The organism is Salmonella sp. SJTUF14076, from assembly GCF_015534835.1.
Lineage (GTDB): Bacteria > Pseudomonadota > Gammaproteobacteria > Enterobacterales > Enterobacteriaceae > Salmonella > Salmonella enterica.
Genome location: NZ_CP064674.1, coordinates 2,781,620 through 2,799,405 on the forward strand (window position 1 = coordinate 2,781,620; position 17,786 = coordinate 2,799,405).

Here is a 17,786-nt window from a genome sequence, read left to right on the forward strand (position 1 = left end):
TCCTCACAAATAAAGATAAAGCCTGACCTTATGCGCCCCCAGATAATTGGCGCTGCCAAATAGCGTTACCGACGAACGCGCGGGTATGGTTACGCTACGCGGCGCCTCCAGCGGATGCATCTCCAGCCCCCGCGCGTCATACCAGTAAAACCGATAATGAACGGTTATGGGCTCTTGCCTTTCGTTATAGACGCGGGAAGAGGCTGATGGCTGGATATCAGACGCCGTCAGTTCAGGCGGCTCTGCGGTGACGCCCGCCGCCAGAACCGTGGACTCCATCACCAGCGACTGCGCGTCGCTTACCGGAATTTCAGGGTGTGACCGGCAGCCGGTAAGCAGCAGCAAGCCCAGAGAAACCGCGATGCATCCTTTGATCATACTTACAAGCCTTTATGCGCCAGCATCGGGCCTAGCGGCCGCCCGCCCAGTAGGTGCATATGGATATGATAAACCTCCTGGCCCCCATGACGGTTGGTATTCATGATTAAACGATACCCATCTTCGGCAATGCCTTCCTGTTCGGCGATTTTCGCCGCCACGGTGATCATCCGACCTAACGCCTGTTCATGTTCCGCCGTCACGTCATTGACGGTGGGGATCAGAATATTGGGAATAATCAAGATATGCGTCGGCGCCTGCGGTGAAATATCACGAAAGGCGGTGACCAGTTCATCCTGATAAACGATATCCGAAGGGATTTCACGACGAATAATTTTGCTGAATATAGTTTCTTCTGCCACGACGTTTTCCTTTTTCATAATAGCCCTTGCAGCGCACATGCTACGCCGAGCCATACTGCGAGTATAGAGTATGAGCGAGTTACCGACGCTCTTTCAACTTTAACCCACGATTTATTAAGCGAAAAATGACTACATGCTGGACTTACCGCCATATCCCCCTGCCATGACGCCTTTGTACGCTTAAAAAATATTTCTAGTTTCCCTGGTTATACCGTTTTACACATTTAATACAAATGCGTATATTTCTCATTTGCATTTTTATGCACATTAACTAGCAAAGAATGAAAAGGTTCAACGTCATACGTCCTGAACTTACCCCAATAACAAGCAAGGATTTTCAGATGTCTTTCATTCAATACCGCCGGGACAAACACCTTCAGTCCACCGCCGCACCATCGCTGTTAGCTATGGGTATGGCGATGGCATTTATGCCTGCCGCCTTCGCGGCTGAGGATACCGTTATTGTCGAAGGCGCGACGACCGCTGACGCCGTAAACCGCGAAGAACAGGATTACAGCGTGAAAACGACCGCAGCGGGCACCAAAATGCCGATGACTCAGCGCGATATCCCGCAGTCGGTCAGTATTGTCAGCCAGCAGCGTATGGAAGACCAGCAGTTGCAAACCCTGGGCGAAGTGATGACCAATACGCTAGGGATCAGCGGAAGCCAGGCTGACTCCGATCGCATCAGCTATTACTCGCGCGGGTTTGAAATTGACAACTATATGGTTGACGGTATTCCAACGTATTTTGAGTCCCGCTGGAATCTGGGCGATGCGCTAACGGATACCGCGCTGTATGAGCGCGTGGAGGTGGTTCGCGGCGCGAATGGGCTGATGACCGGAACCGGCAATCCTTCGGCCTCAATTAATATGATCCGTAAACACGCCACCAGTCGGGAGTTCAAAGGTAACGTCTCCACAGAATACGGTAGCTGGAATAAGCAGCGTTACGTCATGGATCTGCAAAGTCCGCTCACCGCAGACGGCAATGTCCGTGGGCGCATCGTGGCGGGTTATCAGAATAATGATTCCTGGCTGGACCGTTATAACAGTGAGAAAGCGTTCTTTTCCGGAATTGTCGATGCCGATCTGGGGGCAACCACCAGCCTTTCAGCCGGTTATGAATATCAAAAAATTGATGTCAACAGCCCAACCTGGGGCGGTCTGCCGCGCTGGAACACCGATGGCAGCAAAAATAGCTATGACCGCGCGCGTAGTACCGCCCCGGACTGGGCTTATAACAACAAAGAGATAAATAAATTCTTCGTCACGCTTAAACAGCGTTTTGCCGAAAGCTGGCAGGCGACCCTGAATGCGACCCATACTGAGGTCAAATTCGACAGTAAAATGATGTATATCGATGCGTTAGTCGATAAAGAGACAGGTACGCTGGTGAGTCCTTATGGCGCAAGCTACCCCGTGGTCGGCGGTACGGGCTGGAACAGCGGCAAGCGCAAAGTAGATGCCATAGATCTCTTTGCCGATGGCGCTTATGAGCTGTTTGACCGTCAGCACAATATGATGTTTGGCGGCAGTTATAGTAAACAGAATAACCGCTATTTTAGCGCCTGGGCGAACGTCTTTCCGGACGACATTGGCAACTTCAGCGCCTTTAACGGTAATTTCCCCCAAACCCACTGGGCGCCACAAAATCTGGCGCAGGACGATACCACGCATATGAAATCGCTGTATGCCGCTACGCGCATTTCGCTGGCCGACCCGCTGCATCTGATTCTCGGCGCTCGTTATACCAACTGGCGTGTTGATACACTGACCTACAGCATGGAGAAAAACCATACCACGCCGTATGCCGGGCTGATTTATGATATCAACGACAACTGGTCCGCTTATGCCAGTTATACCTCTATCTTTCAGCCGCAGAATAAACGCGACAAAGCGGGTCAATATCTGGCTCCGATTACCGGTAATAACTATGAAGCGGGTCTGAAGTCCGACTGGATGAACAGCCGCCTCACCACTACGTTGTCCGTGTTCCGCATTGAGCAGGATAATGTCGCTCAGGCAACCACTATTCCCATCCCTGGCAGTAATGGGGAGTTTGCCTGGAAGTCTACTGACGGAACGGTGAGCAAAGGCGTCGAATTTGAAGTGAACGGCGCAATTACCGATAACTGGCAGATGACTTTCGGGGCTACCCGGTATGTTGCCGAGGACAATGAAGGTAACGCCGTGAACCCTAATCTCCCGCGCACCAGCGTGAAGTTATTCACCCGCTATCGTCTGCCGGCGATACCGGAGCTGACGGTCGGCGGCGGCGTGAACTGGCAGAATCGGGTTTACAAAGATACCACGACGCCGTACGGCACTTTCCGCGCCGAACAGGGCAGCTATGCGCTGGTCGATCTGTTTACCCGTTATCAGGTGACGAAAAATTTCTCCGTACAGGGAAACATCAACAACCTGTTCGATAAAACCTACGACACCAATATTGATGGTTCCATTGTTTACGGCGCGCCGCGTAACGTCAGCCTCACCGCCAATTATCAGTTCTGACAGACTGTCGGAGAGCGGCATGTAAAGCGCCATTAAAAAAAGGCAGCCGAATGGCTGCCTTAATTCTCCCCAACATCATTACTGCTTAGCTGTTACGGATGTACTCATCCATTTCCGTTTTCAGGTTATCGGATTTCGTACCGAAAATAGCCTGAACGCCGGAGCCCGCGACGACAACGCCTGCCGCGCCCAGTTTCTTCAGGCCAGCCTGATCCACTTTCGCTACATCGGCTACGCTCACGCGCAGACGCGTGATACAGGCATCCAGGTTAGTGATGTTCTCTTTACCGCCAAACGCCGCAACCAAAGCCGGCGCCATTTCGCTGGTCGCGCCCGCTTTTGCGTCATCAGTAGTGTCTTCACGACCCGGCGTTTTCAGATCCAGCGCTTTGATCAACACGCGGAACACGGTGTAGTACACAATCGCATAACCGGCACCAACAATCGGGAACAGCCACAATTTGCTGCTGTTACCGGACAGCACGATAAAGTCAATCAGACCGTGGGAGAATGACGTACCGTCACGCATCCCCAGCAGGATACAGATCGGGAATGCCAGACCTGCCAGAATCGCGTGAATAATGTACAGGATCGGCGCCACGAACATGAAGGAGAACTCGATAGGCTCGGTAATACCCGTCAAAAACGAGGTCAGCGCGGCGGAAATCATGATACCGCCCACTTTTGCGCGGTTTTCCGGTTTAGCAGAGTGCCAGATAGCAATGGCCGCAGCCGGCAGACCGTACATTTTGAACAGGAAGCCGCCAGACAACATACCCGCCGTCGGGTCGCCCGCCATATAGCGCGGAATGTCGCCGTGGAATACCTGACCCGCGGCGTTGGTGTATTCGCCGATCTGCATCTGGAAAGGAACGTTCCAGATATGATGCAGACCAAACGGCACCAGGCAACGCTCGATAAAACCGTAAATACCAAACGCGACAACCGGGTTCTGATAAGCCGCCCACTGCGAGAACGCCTGGATAGCCGTACCGACTGGCGGCCATACGAAAGACAGCACCACACCAGTAAAAATAGCGGCCAGACCCGAAATGATCGGCACGAAGCGTTTGCCCGCAAAGAAGCCCAGATACTCAGGCAATTTGATACGGTAGAAGCGGTTAAACATATACGCTGCGATCGCACCGGAGATAATCCCCCCGAGAACACCCGTATCAGCAAGGTGTTTAGCGGCGATCTCTTCAGCAGGTAAATGCAGAACCAGCGGCGCAACCACAGCCATGGTTTTCACCATGATGCCATACGCGACTACCGCCGCCAGAGCCGAAACGCCGTCGTTGTTGGTGAAGCCCAACGCCACGCCGATAGCGAAAATCAGCGGCATATTGGCAAAAACAGATCCGCCCGCTTCTGCCATAACGTGCGATACAACGGCTGGCAGCCAGCTGAAGTTAGCGGAACCGACACCCAGCAGGATACCTGCGATAGGGAGTACGGATACCGGCAGCATCAGCGATTTACCGACCTTTTGCAGGTTAGCAAATGCATTCTTAAACATAATTGAGAGTGCTCCTGAGTATTTGTGCTTTTCTACGTTCTCACGCATTGGCGAGGGGGGAGAACCTCGCCGTGGACAGGACATCTAAGTGCCCTTTTATTTATTACACAGAGTAAAATAAATACGTCTGATTTTGTTTGACGGCTATCACGTTTCAGCGCCAGATAGCCTAAAAAGTATCACATTCTGCCAAAATGAGTTTCCGAATGTTTCCATAAGCTCGCTCACCGCCCCTTTTGTGGCGGTGAACTTTACGCGCTTTGCTTATTAATTACGAGCTCTAAAAAAACTCGTTTAACGGATTGGTGACAGGCGAGACGCGTCAATATGGAACAGGCGAGCAAAGTTATCGGTGGTGATCTGCGCCAGTTCTTCAACGGCAACCCCTTTCAATACCGCCATATATTCTGCGACGTCGCGTACCATCGCAGGCTGGTTCTCTTTACCGCGATGCGGCACCGGCGCCAGATAAGGAGAATCGGTCTCGACTAACAACCGATCCAGTGGCACATAGCGCGCCGCATCACGCAACTGTTCAGCGTTACGGAACGTTACGATGCCGGAAAAAGAGATATAAAACCCCAGATCCAGCAATTTGCCGGCCGTTTCTCTGTCTTCTGTAAAACAGTGTAGTACGCCGCCGCAATCCGTCACTTTTTCTTCGCGCAGGATAGCCAGCGTATCGGCACGCGCGTCGCGAGTATGGACAATCACCGGTTTACGCAATTCGCGGCCAATCTGGATATGATGAATAAAAGACGCCTGCTGGCGGATTTTGGTCTCAGGCGTGTAAAAGTAATCAAGCCCGGTCTCGCCCATCGCCACCACATCGTCTTCTGCAGCAAGGAGGCGCAGTTCTTCAACGTCATATACCTCATCCTGATTTAACGGATGCACGCCGCAGGAAAAGACCACATTATCGCGCTTGCCCACCAGCTCGCGCATATGGCGATACCCCGGCAGCGTCGTCGCCACCGCTAAACAGAACTTCACATCGCGCGCGGCGGCTTTCGCCAGCACATCGTCCACGTCCTTATGCAAAGATTGATAATCCAGACCATCAAGATGGCAGTGTGAGTCGACTAAAAACATAATGTCTCTCTCAAAGATGAGGAACAGGCAACAAGGTGCCTGGTTGCAGGTAATGCTCGATGCGGAGAATGAGATCGGTTAATACCAGTTCGCGGTTTAATCCGGTCACATGAAGTAATTGATCACGACAATGGCAAACATCGTTCAGGATTGCCTGAATACGCGCCGGGGATAGCGGCCCCGCCAGCGCGGCAACAACCGCGTCCGCATCAACGTTTGTCAGGTACGACGCGCCGTGCTGACGTTTCAGCGCGTCTACCAGCAGCGTCGCCAGCCAGTGCAGGCGCGCCGGGGCTTGCTCATGATTGAGCGCCGTTAATACCGCATACCAGTCGCCCGTATGCAAACTGTCCATTAACGCCGGACACAGCGCCTCACGCTGCGCCCAGCGTTCAGACTGCAACAGCGCCAGCGCGGCGCCGGGCGACCCCGCATTCAGGCGTAGCGCCGTGAGCAATGCTTCTTGTGACGCCGTCACTTCTCGCGACAGCCATGACATCGCATACGATTCGGACGGCGGCGCCAGATGATGCAGCCGGCAGCGGCTGCGTAATGTCGCCAACAGACGAGCAGGCTCCGGGCTGGCAAGGAAAAACCAGGTTTGCTCCGGCGGCTCTTCCAGCGTTTTGAGCAACGCATTGGCAGCGGCGTCGGTTAATAGCGCCGCATCCGCAATCCACACCACCTTCGCACCGCCCAGACGGGAGTGCTCGTACAATTTCTCGCTGACCTCGCGTACCGCATCTACGCCGAGGCTGCTTTTGCCTTTATCCGGCGTCAGCGTGTAATAGTCCGGATGCGTGCCAGCCTGCATAAGCTGACAGCCACGGCAATGCCCACAGCTTTTGTGGCCCTCAGGCTGCTGGCATAACAGATAACGGCTCAGCGCATAGCACAGCGCCTCGTCGCCCATGCCAGGTAAGGCCTGAATCAGTAGCGCATGGTGCCCACGTCCCGCCTGGTAACTTTCTACCAGTTTTTCATAGGCGGGCCGTAACCATGGATACCATTTCATGCCGCTTGCTCCTGCACCCACTTCGTCACCGTGGCGCGAATGTCGCGCATGACGGCATCCAGCGGCTGGGTCGCGTCAATGGTGCGGATACGCGAGTCTTGCGCCGCCAGTTCCAGATAGCGCGCGCGAGTCCGGTTAAAGAAATCAAAAGATTCTTGCTCAATGCGATCCAAATCGCCGCGCGCTCTGGCGCGTTTTAGCCCGACTTCCGGCGTGACATCCAGATACAGCGTCAGGTCAGGGCGAAAATCGCCCAGCACGGCATCGCGTAGTGTCGCCAGCATGGTTTGATCAATGCCGCGCCCTCCCCCCTGATACGCCTGGGTCGAGAGATCGTGGCGATCGCCGATCACCCATATGCCTTGCGCCAGCGCGGGTTTGATTACCGTTTCGACGAGCTGTACGCGAGCGGCATAAAACATCAGCACTTCCGCTTTATCGGTAATCACTTCGTCGCCTACCGATCGGATATCCAGCACCAGACTTCGTAGTTTTTCGGCAAGTTGCGTACCGCCCGGCTCACGGGTAAAAATCATGTTACGAATACCCAATTGCTCAAAGGTCTCCACCACCACGTCGCGCGCAGTGGTTTTTCCGGCGCCTTCCAGGCCCTCGATGACGATATAATTACTGCCCATTTTTTTCCTTAAGCACTTTCAGGTACTCCTGCACTGACCGATTATGGCTGGCAAGATTGGTGTTAAATGTGTGACCACCTTTACCGTCGGCCACAAAATAGAGATACGGCGTTTTCGCCGGATGCGCCGCCGCCTGCAATGACGCTTCGCTGGGCGATGCAATCGGTCCTGGCGGCAGCCCGGTTATGGTATACGTGTTATAAGCCGTCGGCTTTTCCAGATCCGCACGCGACAAGTTACCATTATAACTCGCCCCCATCCCGTAAATCACGGTGGGATCGGTCTGAAGGCGCATACCGATTCTCAGGCGATTAATAAAGACTGAGGCCACCTGATCGCGTTCGCTGGCGACAGCCGTCTCTTTTTCAATAATCGAGGCCATTGTCACCAGTTGGTTCTGATCTTTATAAGGCAGCCCCTCGGCCCGACCTTTCCAGACAGTATCGACAGCTTTCACCATCTTTTGATGCGCTCGCTTGAGAATAGCGACATCGCTGGTGTTGGCGGTATACATCCAGGTATCAGGCCAGAACCACCCTTCTACCCATTCCGGGTGCGCAAGCTTTAATGCCTGAGCGACAGTGGCGTAGTCATCATCCGGCAATGTATGGCGAATATACGGCGCCTCTCGTAGCTGTTTCAGGTAATCGCTAAGGCGCATCCCTTCCACCAACCGCAACGGGAATTGCGCTTCTTTGCCGCTCTCCAGCAACTCAAGCATCTCCCGTACGGTCATCCCCGGCGTAAAACGGTAAGTTCCCGCTTTAAAGTGCGATAACTCAGGCTCCACGCGCAGCAGCCACTGAAATACCCGGGGGCGATTAATGATTTTTTCATCATAAAGCTGGTCACCAAGCGCCAGCCGCCCCGTTCCCGCCTTGAGCGTAAAGATAGTCTCGTTTTTAATAAGTAATGTGCTGTTCGCCAGATGGCGAACTTTCCACATCCCCACGCCCGCGGCAATACCCAGCACAACCAACAGCAGAAGGAAAACGCCTGACAATTTTTTCATAACTAATTCGGATGCTCACAAAATGGGGCTAAAAATTGAAACAGTGTTCGCGAAGAATACGACGTCCCGTGATAGGCGCGTATGGGAATAATCGGCATTAGCGCGTTGCAGATGATAATCTCATCCGCCTGCCTGACTGCCTCCTCTCTCGCCTGTACTTCAAGAACCTGGAAAGGAGATTGCGCCAGTTGGCGTAAACAAAATTGTCGCATAATGCCGTTCACCCCGGCCTGATCCAGACGCGGCGTAAAAACAATGTCGCCTGTACGCCAGAACAAATTAGCCGCACAGCATTCCGTAACCCATCCCTCGCTGTCAAGAACCAGCGCCTCATCGGCGTCCGTCTGCTCAAGATGAGAGCGAATCAACACCTGTTCGAGGCGGTTCAGATGTTTTAATCCGGCAAGATAAGGATTGCGCCCAAGCGGTATGGGACTAAGGGTAAGAGTGATGCCTTGCTTACGCCACTGAGAATAATAAGCGGGATAAGCAGAAACGGAGAGGATTCGGGTAGCTGCCTGACAATTCGTGGCGCTGTATCCCCGGCCGCCGCTGCCACGGCTAATGATCACTTTCAACACGCCTGAATCATGCCCTGTGGCCAACATTGTCATCTCTTGCCGAAGGGTCGCCCAATGGCTAAAAGCGATCCGTAATTTTTCACAGGCAACCTGCAAGCGCTGAAGATGCGCTTCCAGATGGCAAATGTTGCCATCAACAATACGTGCGGTCGTAAAACTGCCATCGCCGAACTGCGTCGCCCGGTCGCTTACAGCAAGTTGATCCTGCGCATGGCCATTAATTAAAAACATAGTGGCTCCTTATCCGTCGCCTGCTAGTGTGGCAGGATGAATAACGCAGAACAAGAGGTGATATGCCTGATAAAAAAGGCCCGACAAGCGGACCTTTTTATTAATGTCTGTCTCTGGCTTAACTTAGATCTTTTTAAAGATCAAGGAACCGTTAGTTCCGCCAAAACCAAAGGAGTTACACAGAGCGTACTCCAGATCGCTGACCTGGCGCGCTTCATGCGGCACGAAGTCCAGATCGCAACCTTCATCCGGGTTATCCAGATTAATGGTTGGCGGAATGGCCTGATCGCGTAGCGCCAGAATAGAGAAAATAGACTCTACTGCGCCTGCGGCGCCCAACAGATGGCCGGTCATCGATTTGGTCGAGCTCACCATCACTCGGCTTGCGGCATCGCCAAAGACTGACTTAACCGCCTGCGTCTCAGCTTTGTCGCCGGCAGGCGTCGACGTGCCGTGCGCGTTGACGTAGCCAATCTGAGCAGGCTCAATCGCGGCATCACGCAACGCGTTAACCATCGCCAGCGCAGCGCCTGCGCCATTTTCCGGCGGCGACGTCATATGGTAAGCATCGCTGCTCATACCAAAGCCGACGATTTCAGCATAGATTTTCGCACCACGCGCTTTTGCATGTTCGTACTCTTCAAGCACCAACATACCGGCACCGTCGCCCAGTACAAAACCATCGCGTTCTTTATCCCACGGACGGCTCGCCGCCTGTGGGTTATCGTTGCGGGTCGACAGCGCGCGCGCTGCGCCAAAACCACCTACGCCCAGCGGCGTACTGGCTTTTTCTGCGCCACCTGCCACCATCGCGTCCGCATCGCCATAGGCGATGATACGCGCGGCATGGCCGATGTTATGCACGCCTGAAGTACAGGCAGTCGCAATAGAGATGCTTGGCCCACGCAGGCCATACATGATAGTCAGATGGCCTGCTACCATGTTAACAATCGTCGACGGGACAAAGAACGGGCTAATCTTACGCGGTCCGCCTTTTACCAGCGAACTGTGGTTTTCTTCGATCAGACCGAGACCACCGATACCGGAGCCGATAGCGGCGCCAATACGGCTTGCGTTCTCTTCCGTCACTTCAAGGCCAGAATCCTGCATGGCCTGTACGCCAGCGACAATTCCATATTGAATGAAGGCATCCATCTTGCGCTGTTCTTTGCGCGAGATAATGTCATCACAGTTAAAATCCTTTACTAAGCCAGCAAATTTCGTTGCATAGGCGCTAGTATCGAAATGGTCGATCAGGCTGATGCCACTCTGACCGGCAAGGAGAGCTTTCCAGGTAGACTCTACGGTATTGCCGACAGGAGACAACATGCCCAGTCCGGTCACAACTACACGACGCTTAGACACGGTTGTCCTCCAGGGAGGGAAAATGATTCTAGTGGGACAAAAAGATAAAACTCAGGCGGTCGAACGACCGCCTGGAGATGTTCACTTACGCCTGGTGGCCGTTGATGTAATCAATGGCAGCCTGAACGGTGGTGATTTTCTCAGCTTCTTCGTCCGGAATCTCAGTATCAAACTCTTCTTCCAGAGCCATTACCAGCTCAACGGTGTCAAGAGAATCTGCGCCCAGGTCTTCAACGAAAGAAGCATTGTTGGTTACTTCTTCCTGCTTAACGCCCAGCTGTTCGCCGATAATTTTCTTAACGCGTTCTTCGATAGTGCTCATACTCTTAAATTTCCTATCAAAACTCGCTTTCGCGATGGTTTTCGTAGTGTATAAAATGTTGAAAAATTTGCAACTAAATCCCAGCAGGTCTTACCACGATTTTACGTTATTTTGCGGCCTTTCGCCCTAATAACGCAAATATTTTTCAATCGTGATTAAACCATGTACATTCCGCCGTTGACGTGCAGAGTCTCACCAGTGATGTAACTCGCTTCGTCAGAGGCTAAAAATGCAACCGCGCTGGCGATTTCCTGAGCGCCGCCGAGGCGACCCGCAGGCACCTGCGCCAGGATACCCGCACGCTGATCGTCAGACAGCGCACGCGTCATGTCCGTTTCAATAAAACCCGGAGCCACAACATTGACAGTAATACCACGGGACGCAACTTCACGCGCCAGTGATTTACTGAAACCGATCAGGCCCGCTTTCGCCGCAGCGTAGTTTGCCTGACCTGCATTTCCCATGGTACCAACCACAGAACCAATAGTGATAATGCGACCACAACGCTTTTTCATCATAGCGCGCATTACCGCTTTTGACAGGCGGAAAACGGATGATAAGTTGGTTTCGATAATATCGTTCCACTCATCATCTTTCATTCGCATCAACAGATTATCACGAGTGATACCGGCATTATTAACCAGGATATCCACTTCACCAAATTCTGCGCGAATATTTTCCAGAACAGATTCAATAGATGCAGGATCGGTCACATTCAACATCAAACCTTTCCCGTTAGCACCTAAATAGTCACTAATGTTCTTCGCACCATTTTCACTGGTCGCAGTCCCGATAACTTTCGCGCCGCGGGCAACGAGAGTCTCTGCAATTGCGCGGCCTATGCCACGGCTTGCACCAGTCACCAGCGCAATCTTTCCTTCAAAGCTCATGGTTTTCCTCTTTTATTGCGTAAGTGCCGCAGACAGCGCCGCCGGCTCGTTCAGCGCCGACGCTGTCAGGGTGTCGACAATACGTTTCGTCAGACCAGTGAGGACTTTACCTGGACCCACTTCATAAAGATGTTCAACGCCCTGCGCCGCGATAAATTCCACGCTCTTCGTCCACTGTACCGGATTGTACAACTGGCGAACCAGCGCATCGCGGATAGCGGCGGCATCGGTTTCACATTTCACGTCAACGTTGTTTACTACCGGCACCGTTGGCGCGCTAAAGGTAATTTTGGCTAATTCAACCGCCAGCTTATCTGCCGCTGGTTTCATCAGCGCGCAGTGCGACGGTACGCTCACCGGCAGCGGCAGCGCGCGTTTCGCGCCAGCGGCTTTACAGGCTGCGCCCGCGCGTTCTACCGCCTCTTTATGCCCGGCGATAACCACCTGTCCCGGCGAGTTAAAGTTAACCGGCGAAACAACCTGCCCTTCGGCAGATTCTTCACAGGCTTTAGCAATAGAGGCATCATCCAGCCCGATGATCGCAGACATGCCGCCAGTACCTTCCGGAACCGCTTCCTGCATGAATTTACCACGCATTTCCACCAGACGAACGGCATCAGCAAAGTTGATGACGCCAGCGCAAACCAGCGCGGAATATTCGCCCAGGCTGTGACCTGCCATTAACGCAGGCATTTTACCGCCCTGCTGCTGCCAAACGCGCCAAAGCGCGACGGAAGCGGTTAATAACGCCGGCTGCGTCTGCCAGGTTTTATTCAGTTCTTCCGCTGGACCTTGCTGGGTGAGCGCCCACAGATCATATCCCAGAGCCGCAGAAGCTTCAGCAAACGTTTCTTCTACGATAGGGTAATTTGCCGCCATTTCGGCCAACATCCCAACGCTCTGAGAACCCTGACCGGGGAACACAAATGCAAATTGCGTCATGTTTAAATCCTTATACTAGAAACGAATCAGCGCGGAGCCCCAGGTGAATCCACCCCCGAAGGCTTCAAGCAATACCAGCTGACCGGCTTTAATTCGCCCGTCACGCACGGCTTCATCCAGCGCGCACGGCACAGAAGCCGCGGAGGTATTGCCGTGCCTGTCCAGCGTGACGACGACATTGTCCATCGACATGCCGAGTTTTTTCGCTGTCGCGCTAATGATACGCAGGTTAGCCTGATGCGGCACCAGCCAATCGAGTTCTGAGCGATCCAGGTTATTAGCCGCCAGCGTCTCATCGACAATATGCGCCAGTTCAGTGACCGCCACTTTAAAGACTTCATTGCCCGCCATCGTCAGGTAAATCGGGTTATCCGGATTTACGCGATCGGCATTCGGCAGGGTCAGTAATTCACCGTAACGGCCATCGGCATGAAGATGAGTGGAGATAATACCCGGTTCTTCAGAAGCGCTCAGTACGGCCGCGCCTGCGCCATCGCCGAAAATAATGATCGTACCGCGATCGCCAGGATCGCAAGTGCGGGCTAATACATCGGAACCGACCACCAGCGCGTGTTTAACCACGCCGGATTTAACGTACTGGTCGGCGATACTTAACGCATAGGTGAAACCTGCGCACGCTGCCGCGACATCAAACGCCGGGCAACCTTTAATACCGAGCATACTTTGAATCTGACATGCCGCGCTTGGAAATGCATGCGTTGCTGATGTGGTAGCCACCACAATCAAGCCAATTTGGTCTTTATCGATCCCCGCCATCTCAATCGCGCGATTCGCAGCGGTAAAGCCCATCGTCGCGACAGTTTCATTCGGCGCGGCGATATGGCGTTCACGAATACCTGTACGAGTGACAATCCACTCGTCAGAGGTCTCAACCATTTTTTCCAGATCGGCGTTAGTCCGCACTTGTTCGGGCAGATAGCTGCCAGTACCAATAATCTTCGTATACATGTACGCTCAGTCACTTTTCGGTTATATACCGTTACCTGTAAACGTCTGGCACGCTGGCGGCGCCGGGGAGACAGCGATATTATCTGTGCGCCCGCAGGTTTACGCCTTTGCCATCGTCCAGCGGTTCAAATCCGGCTGGGTATACAGATTCCAGGCGAGCGGCAATTCGCTGAGGAACTTGTCGCTGCACCGCCTGCACTGCCTGTTCAATCGCGACTGCAAATGCTCGCTGATTGGCCGCACCATGACTTTTTATCACCGTGCCGCGCAATCCTAACAGACAGGCGCCATTATACCGGTCGGGGTTGAGGTGACTGAATCGCCTCGTCAGGCTTTTTTGTAACCAACGTTTTAATAACAGCAGCCACCACGACCGTTTTTTCCCCTCGCCCTGTGATTTCAGCAGTGAAAGGAACATTCTGACAACCCCTTCCATCGTTTTAAGTGTGACATTGCCTGTAAAGCCGTCACACACCAGTACATCGGTTTTTCCCGTCAGTAACTCATTCGCCTCAAGGTAGCCGATGTAATTGATGGTTGGGACTGTTTTTAACATTAAAGAGGCTTCGCGAATACTGTCGAGGCCTTTGGTTTCTTCTTCCCCGATATTGAGTAGCGCCACGCGGGGATTTTTGATCCCGACGACCTCTTCCGCCAAAACGGCGCCCATCACGGCAAACTGCACCAGCATGGTGCTGTCACAGTCGACGTTGGCACCCAAATCAAGCACTACCGTTTTGCCCTTTTGCTGGTGCGGTAATACCGTCACCAACGCCGGACGCTCAATCCCCTCAAGAGGCTTGAGCAATAATTTCGCCAGCCCCATCAGCGCCCCGGTATTACCGGCGCTAACGCAAGCTTCGGCTCGGCCTTCTTTCACAAGCTCCAGGGCCACACGCATGGATGTCCCGCGACTGGCGCGGATCGCCTGCGAAGGCCGGGCATCACTGGCAATAACTGACTGTGCAGGGATAATCTGCAGACGCGAACGTTGTTCAAAGTCAGCTTTGGCAAGTAATGGCGTGATAATATCGGGATTCCCGACTAAAAGAAGAGTGAGCTGCGAATTAGCGTTCAGTGCCTGCAATGCTGCAGGCACCGTCACGGAAGGACCAAAATCGCCCCCCATGACATCTAACGCCAGGGTTAGACGTGTCAAGGTATCGTCGCTGCCTGGTTCGGTGTTCTCCGCTTACGCGGAGAAATCCTCACTAAGCTTTATCACGCTTGTACTCTTCGGCTTTTACACCACAGGCACGCCTGTGATGCAAAAGGCATCGAGTATCGCGCGATTACTTAGCGATGACCTTACGGCCGCGGTAGTAACCGTCGGCAGTGATGTGGTGACGCAGGTGTTTTTCACCAGAAGTTTTGTCTACAGACAGGCTGGTGACTGCGGTCAGAGCGTCATGGGAACGACGCATGCCACGTTTGGAACGGGTTGGTTTATTCTGTTGTACGGCCATGGACCTTACTCCTCAATTACGGTTTATCCCTGCGTCCGCGGGGAAGACCTATTACTTACGCTTTAAGCTGGCTAATACGGCAAATGGGTTTGGCTTTTGCGCTTCATCAGGCAGTTCGCCAAAGACCATGTCCGCCTCGGACACTTCACAGTGTTCAGAATCATGCACCGGAACTACCGGCAAGGCGAGGATGATTTCATCTTCAACCGTCGCCAGCAGATCGATTTCGCCGAATTCGTTTACCTCAATCGGCTCATACGCTTCCGGCAGTGCTTCAGCCTGCTCGTCGGAACGGACAGGGCTAAAACAATACGTTGTGTGAACCTGATGGGTAAACGGTTTCCCGCAACGCTGGCATTCGAGCGACACCGTAACGACCGCATCGCCGGTTAAAACGGCGAGACGTTGGTTATCGATAGCGAACGACATGGAGCATTCCACATCACTGTCCACACTGACTACAGATTCGGCAACGCGCTCAACCTGATCGGGGGTATAGATACCCTGGTAATCAAGGCGTTTTTGAGCGGTACGAACCGGATCAAGAGTCAGGGGTAATTTTACCTTTTGCATAGGGCGCGCATATTAACTTCGTAACGTCATATAGTCAAAGAAAAAGGCAGCCTGCGGTTGCCTTTTGCCAATAATTCGCACACATTGCGGGTTACAGACTTATTTTCGCTCAAGACGAGTCAGTATGACAGGCTTGAAGACCGAAGAGCATAGTTTAAGATGGCTCTCATCATTACGCTATATCTGAGGGAAAAAATATGCCCCGTCTCATCCTTGCGTCTACCTCTCCCTGGCGTCGCGCGCTGCTGGAAAAGCTGACGATTCCTTTCGAATGCGCCGCGCCGGATGTTGATGAAACCCCCATGCCGGGCGAAGCGCCGCGTCAGTTGGTGCTGCGGCTGGCGCAGGCTAAGGCGCAATCGCTCGCCGCGCGTTTCCCGAATCATTTGATTATTGGCTCCGACCAAATTTGTGTTCTGGACGGCGAAATCACCGGCAAACCGCTGACGGAAGAAAAAGCGCGTCAGCAATTAGCCAAAGCCAGCGGAAATATTGTGACGTTTTATACCGGACTGGCACTGTATAACTCCGCCTCCGGGCACTTACAAACCGAAGTGGAGCCTTTTGACGTTCACTTTCGCCATTTAAGCGAAGCGGAAATAGACGACTATGTCCGTAAAGAGCATCCGCTGCACTGCGCGGGAAGTTTTAAAAGCGAAGGTTTAGGCATTGCATTATTTGAGCGCTTAGAGGGCCGCGATCCGAACACGCTGATTGGCTTGCCGCTTATTGCCCTGTGCCAGATGCTGCGACGGGAAGAGATGAACCCGCTGAATGCCTGATTAATCTGCCTGATGGCGACGCGATGCGTCTTATCAGGCCTACGGTGCATCACACGATTGTAGGCCTGATAAGCAACGCGCATCAGGCTTTACTACGTAATACCTCAAGGCAGCGCTTCAATTGCTTATCCATCGGCGCTTCAATGCGCATGACTTCGCCCGTTCCCGGATGCGTGAACTTCAGCGCCGCGGCGTGTAGAAAGAGACGTTTAAGACCGGTTCCCGCTTCGGTAAGCTGTTGATCAAATTCACGGTCGCCGTAGCGATCGTCGAACGCAATAGGGTGACCGGCATATTGGGTATGTACGCGAATCTGATGCGTACGGCCCGTTACCGGGCTACAGCGCACCAGCGTGGCGAAGGCATAGCGCTCTTCCACCTTGAAGCGCGTTTCTGACGGTTTGCCTTCCTGGCTCACACGAACAATACGTTCGCCGCTTTGCAGAATGTTCTTTAATAATGGCGCCTGTACGGTTTTAACGTGCGATTGCCACTGGCCGCGCACCAGCGCCAGATAATCTTTCTGCATTCCCTTTTCGCGCAGTTGCTCATGCAGCGAACGCAGCGCGGAGCGTTTTTTCGCCACCAACAGCACGCCGGAGGTATCGCGGTCAAGACGATGCACGAGCTCCAGGAATCGCGCTTCCGGACGCAACGCCCGCAGCCCTTCGATGACGCCAAAACTTAACCCGCTCCCGCCGTGTACGGCGGTGCCGGAAGGCTTATTCAGCACCAGAATATGGTCGTCTTCATACAAAATGACGTCCGCCAACGCCGCCACTTTTTGCAAATGCGGCGACACGGCCTCTTCTTCGCGTTCAGCAACGCGAACCGGCGGAATGCGGACTTCATCGCCCGCTTCCAGTTTGTATTCCGGTTTAATGCGTTTTTTGTTCACCCGCACCTCGCCTTTACGCAAGATGCGATAAATCATACTTTTTGGTACCCCTTTCAGTTGGGTGCGCAAAAAGTTATCAATGCGTTGCCCCGCTTCGTCAGCGGCGATAGCAACAATTTTTACGGATGGCGTTTCTGTTTTCATGGGGGGCGATTCTAAATAGCCTGTGAGATTCGCGCCACACATTTTTCTATGCTTATAGAGACGTCTACGCCAGTGGATGAACATTTTTCAC

19 protein-coding genes are annotated in these 17,786 nt (G+C 53.3%); 2 read left to right on the forward strand and 17 right to left on the reverse strand.

All coding sequences use genetic code 11. The features are described 5' to 3' along the window. Positions 1-3: 3 nt before the first annotated feature. Positions 4-378, reverse strand: a complete 375-nt coding sequence (locus HU143_RS13630) for a YcfL family protein (RefSeq protein WP_000589563.1) — start codon at positions 376-378, stop codon at positions 4-6. Positions 379-380: 2 nt separating this feature from the next. After that, positions 381-740, reverse strand: a complete 360-nt coding sequence (hinT, locus tag HU143_RS13635) for a purine nucleoside phosphoramidase (protein ID WP_001532068.1) — start codon at positions 738-740, stop codon at positions 381-383. A gap of 341 nt (positions 741-1,081) precedes the next feature. Between hinT and fhuE the strand changes: the two genes are divergently transcribed. Next, complete coding sequence (gene fhuE, locus HU143_RS13640) at positions 1,082-3,256, forward strand: ferric-rhodotorulic acid/ferric-coprogen receptor FhuE (protein ID WP_023227254.1); 2,175 nt, start codon at positions 1,082-1,084, stop codon at positions 3,254-3,256. Positions 3,257-3,341: 85 nt separating this feature from the next. On the opposite strand, the gene ptsG is transcribed toward fhuE, so the two are convergent. The 14 genes from ptsG to yceD form a co-directional block, all read right to left on the reverse strand. Beyond that, entirely contained in the window at positions 3,342-4,775 is a 1,434-nt protein-coding gene (gene ptsG / locus HU143_RS13645) for a PTS glucose transporter subunit IIBC (protein ID WP_000475708.1), read from the reverse strand. A gap of 294 nt (positions 4,776-5,069) precedes the next feature. After that, positions 5,070-5,867 carry a metal-dependent hydrolase gene (locus tag HU143_RS13650; RefSeq protein WP_023227255.1) on the reverse strand — a complete coding sequence of 266 codons (798 nt, stop codon included), beginning with the start codon at positions 5,865-5,867 and terminating at the stop codon, positions 5,070-5,072. A 10-nt stretch (positions 5,868-5,877) separates the two neighbouring features. After that, on the reverse strand, positions 5,878-6,882 hold the full coding sequence (holB, locus tag HU143_RS13655) for a DNA polymerase III subunit delta' (protein ID WP_023227256.1): 1,005 nt from the start codon (positions 6,880-6,882) through the stop codon (positions 5,878-5,880). Continuing rightward, positions 6,879-7,520, reverse strand: a complete 642-nt coding sequence (gene tmk / locus HU143_RS13660) for a dTMP kinase (RefSeq protein ID WP_064441692.1) — start codon at positions 7,518-7,520, stop codon at positions 6,879-6,881. The genes holB and tmk overlap by 4 nt, the downstream gene beginning before the upstream one ends. After that, positions 7,510-8,532 carry a cell division protein YceG gene (yceG, locus tag HU143_RS13665; protein WP_023227257.1) on the reverse strand — a complete coding sequence of 341 codons (1,023 nt, stop codon included), beginning with the start codon at positions 8,530-8,532 and terminating at the stop codon, positions 7,510-7,512. The genes tmk and yceG overlap by 11 nt, the downstream gene beginning before the upstream one ends. 2 nt (positions 8,533-8,534) lie before the next feature. Further along, positions 8,535-9,344, reverse strand: coding sequence for an aminodeoxychorismate lyase (pabC, locus tag HU143_RS13670; protein ID WP_000478656.1), 810 nt, complete (start codon positions 9,342-9,344; stop codon positions 8,535-8,537). Positions 9,345-9,467: 123 nt separating this feature from the next. Next, the gene (fabF, locus tag HU143_RS13675) at positions 9,468-10,709 is read right to left on the reverse strand and encodes a beta-ketoacyl-ACP synthase II (protein WP_000044664.1); all 1,242 of its coding nucleotides are present in this window, start codon (positions 10,707-10,709) and stop codon (positions 9,468-9,470) included. Between the two features lie 85 nt (positions 10,710-10,794). Then, a complete protein-coding gene (gene acpP / locus HU143_RS13680; RefSeq protein WP_000103754.1) occupies positions 10,795-11,031 on the reverse strand; it encodes an acyl carrier protein in 237 nt (78 codons plus the stop codon). A 155-nt stretch (positions 11,032-11,186) separates the two neighbouring features. After that, positions 11,187-11,921 carry a 3-oxoacyl-ACP reductase FabG gene (fabG, locus tag HU143_RS13685; protein ID WP_000007236.1) on the reverse strand — a complete coding sequence of 245 codons (735 nt, stop codon included), beginning with the start codon at positions 11,919-11,921 and terminating at the stop codon, positions 11,187-11,189. A 12-nt stretch (positions 11,922-11,933) separates the two neighbouring features. After that, a complete protein-coding gene (fabD, locus tag HU143_RS13690; RefSeq protein WP_000191343.1) occupies positions 11,934-12,863 on the reverse strand; it encodes an ACP S-malonyltransferase in 930 nt (309 codons plus the stop codon). A 15-nt stretch (positions 12,864-12,878) separates the two neighbouring features. Then, positions 12,879-13,832, reverse strand: coding sequence for a beta-ketoacyl-ACP synthase III (gene fabH / locus HU143_RS13695; RefSeq protein WP_000288151.1), 954 nt, complete (start codon positions 13,830-13,832; stop codon positions 12,879-12,881). Positions 13,833-13,911: 79 nt separating this feature from the next. Further along, positions 13,912-14,991: a phosphate acyltransferase PlsX gene (gene plsX, locus HU143_RS13700; RefSeq protein ID WP_080229794.1), complete on the reverse strand. Its 1,080-nt coding sequence runs from the start codon at positions 14,989-14,991 to the stop codon at positions 13,912-13,914. A 133-nt stretch (positions 14,992-15,124) separates the two neighbouring features. Next, on the reverse strand, positions 15,125-15,298 hold the full coding sequence (rpmF, locus tag HU143_RS13705) for a 50S ribosomal protein L32 (protein ID WP_000290727.1): 174 nt from the start codon (positions 15,296-15,298) through the stop codon (positions 15,125-15,127). Between the two features lie 51 nt (positions 15,299-15,349). Further along, positions 15,350-15,871, reverse strand: coding sequence for a 23S rRNA accumulation protein YceD (gene yceD / locus HU143_RS13710; RefSeq protein WP_001174492.1), 522 nt, complete (start codon positions 15,869-15,871; stop codon positions 15,350-15,352). 197 nt (positions 15,872-16,068) lie between these two features. On the opposite strand from yceD, the gene HU143_RS13715 reads away from it, so the two are divergent. Continuing rightward, positions 16,069-16,653, forward strand: a complete 585-nt coding sequence (locus HU143_RS13715; protein WP_001137603.1) for a Maf family protein — start codon at positions 16,069-16,071, stop codon at positions 16,651-16,653. Between the two features lie 82 nt (positions 16,654-16,735). On the opposite strand, the gene rluC is transcribed toward HU143_RS13715, so the two are convergent. Next, the gene (rluC, locus tag HU143_RS13720) at positions 16,736-17,695 is read right to left on the reverse strand and encodes a 23S rRNA pseudouridine(955/2504/2580) synthase RluC (RefSeq protein WP_000846318.1); all 960 of its coding nucleotides are present in this window, start codon (positions 17,693-17,695) and stop codon (positions 16,736-16,738) included. Between the last annotated feature and the right edge of the window lie 91 nt (positions 17,696-17,786).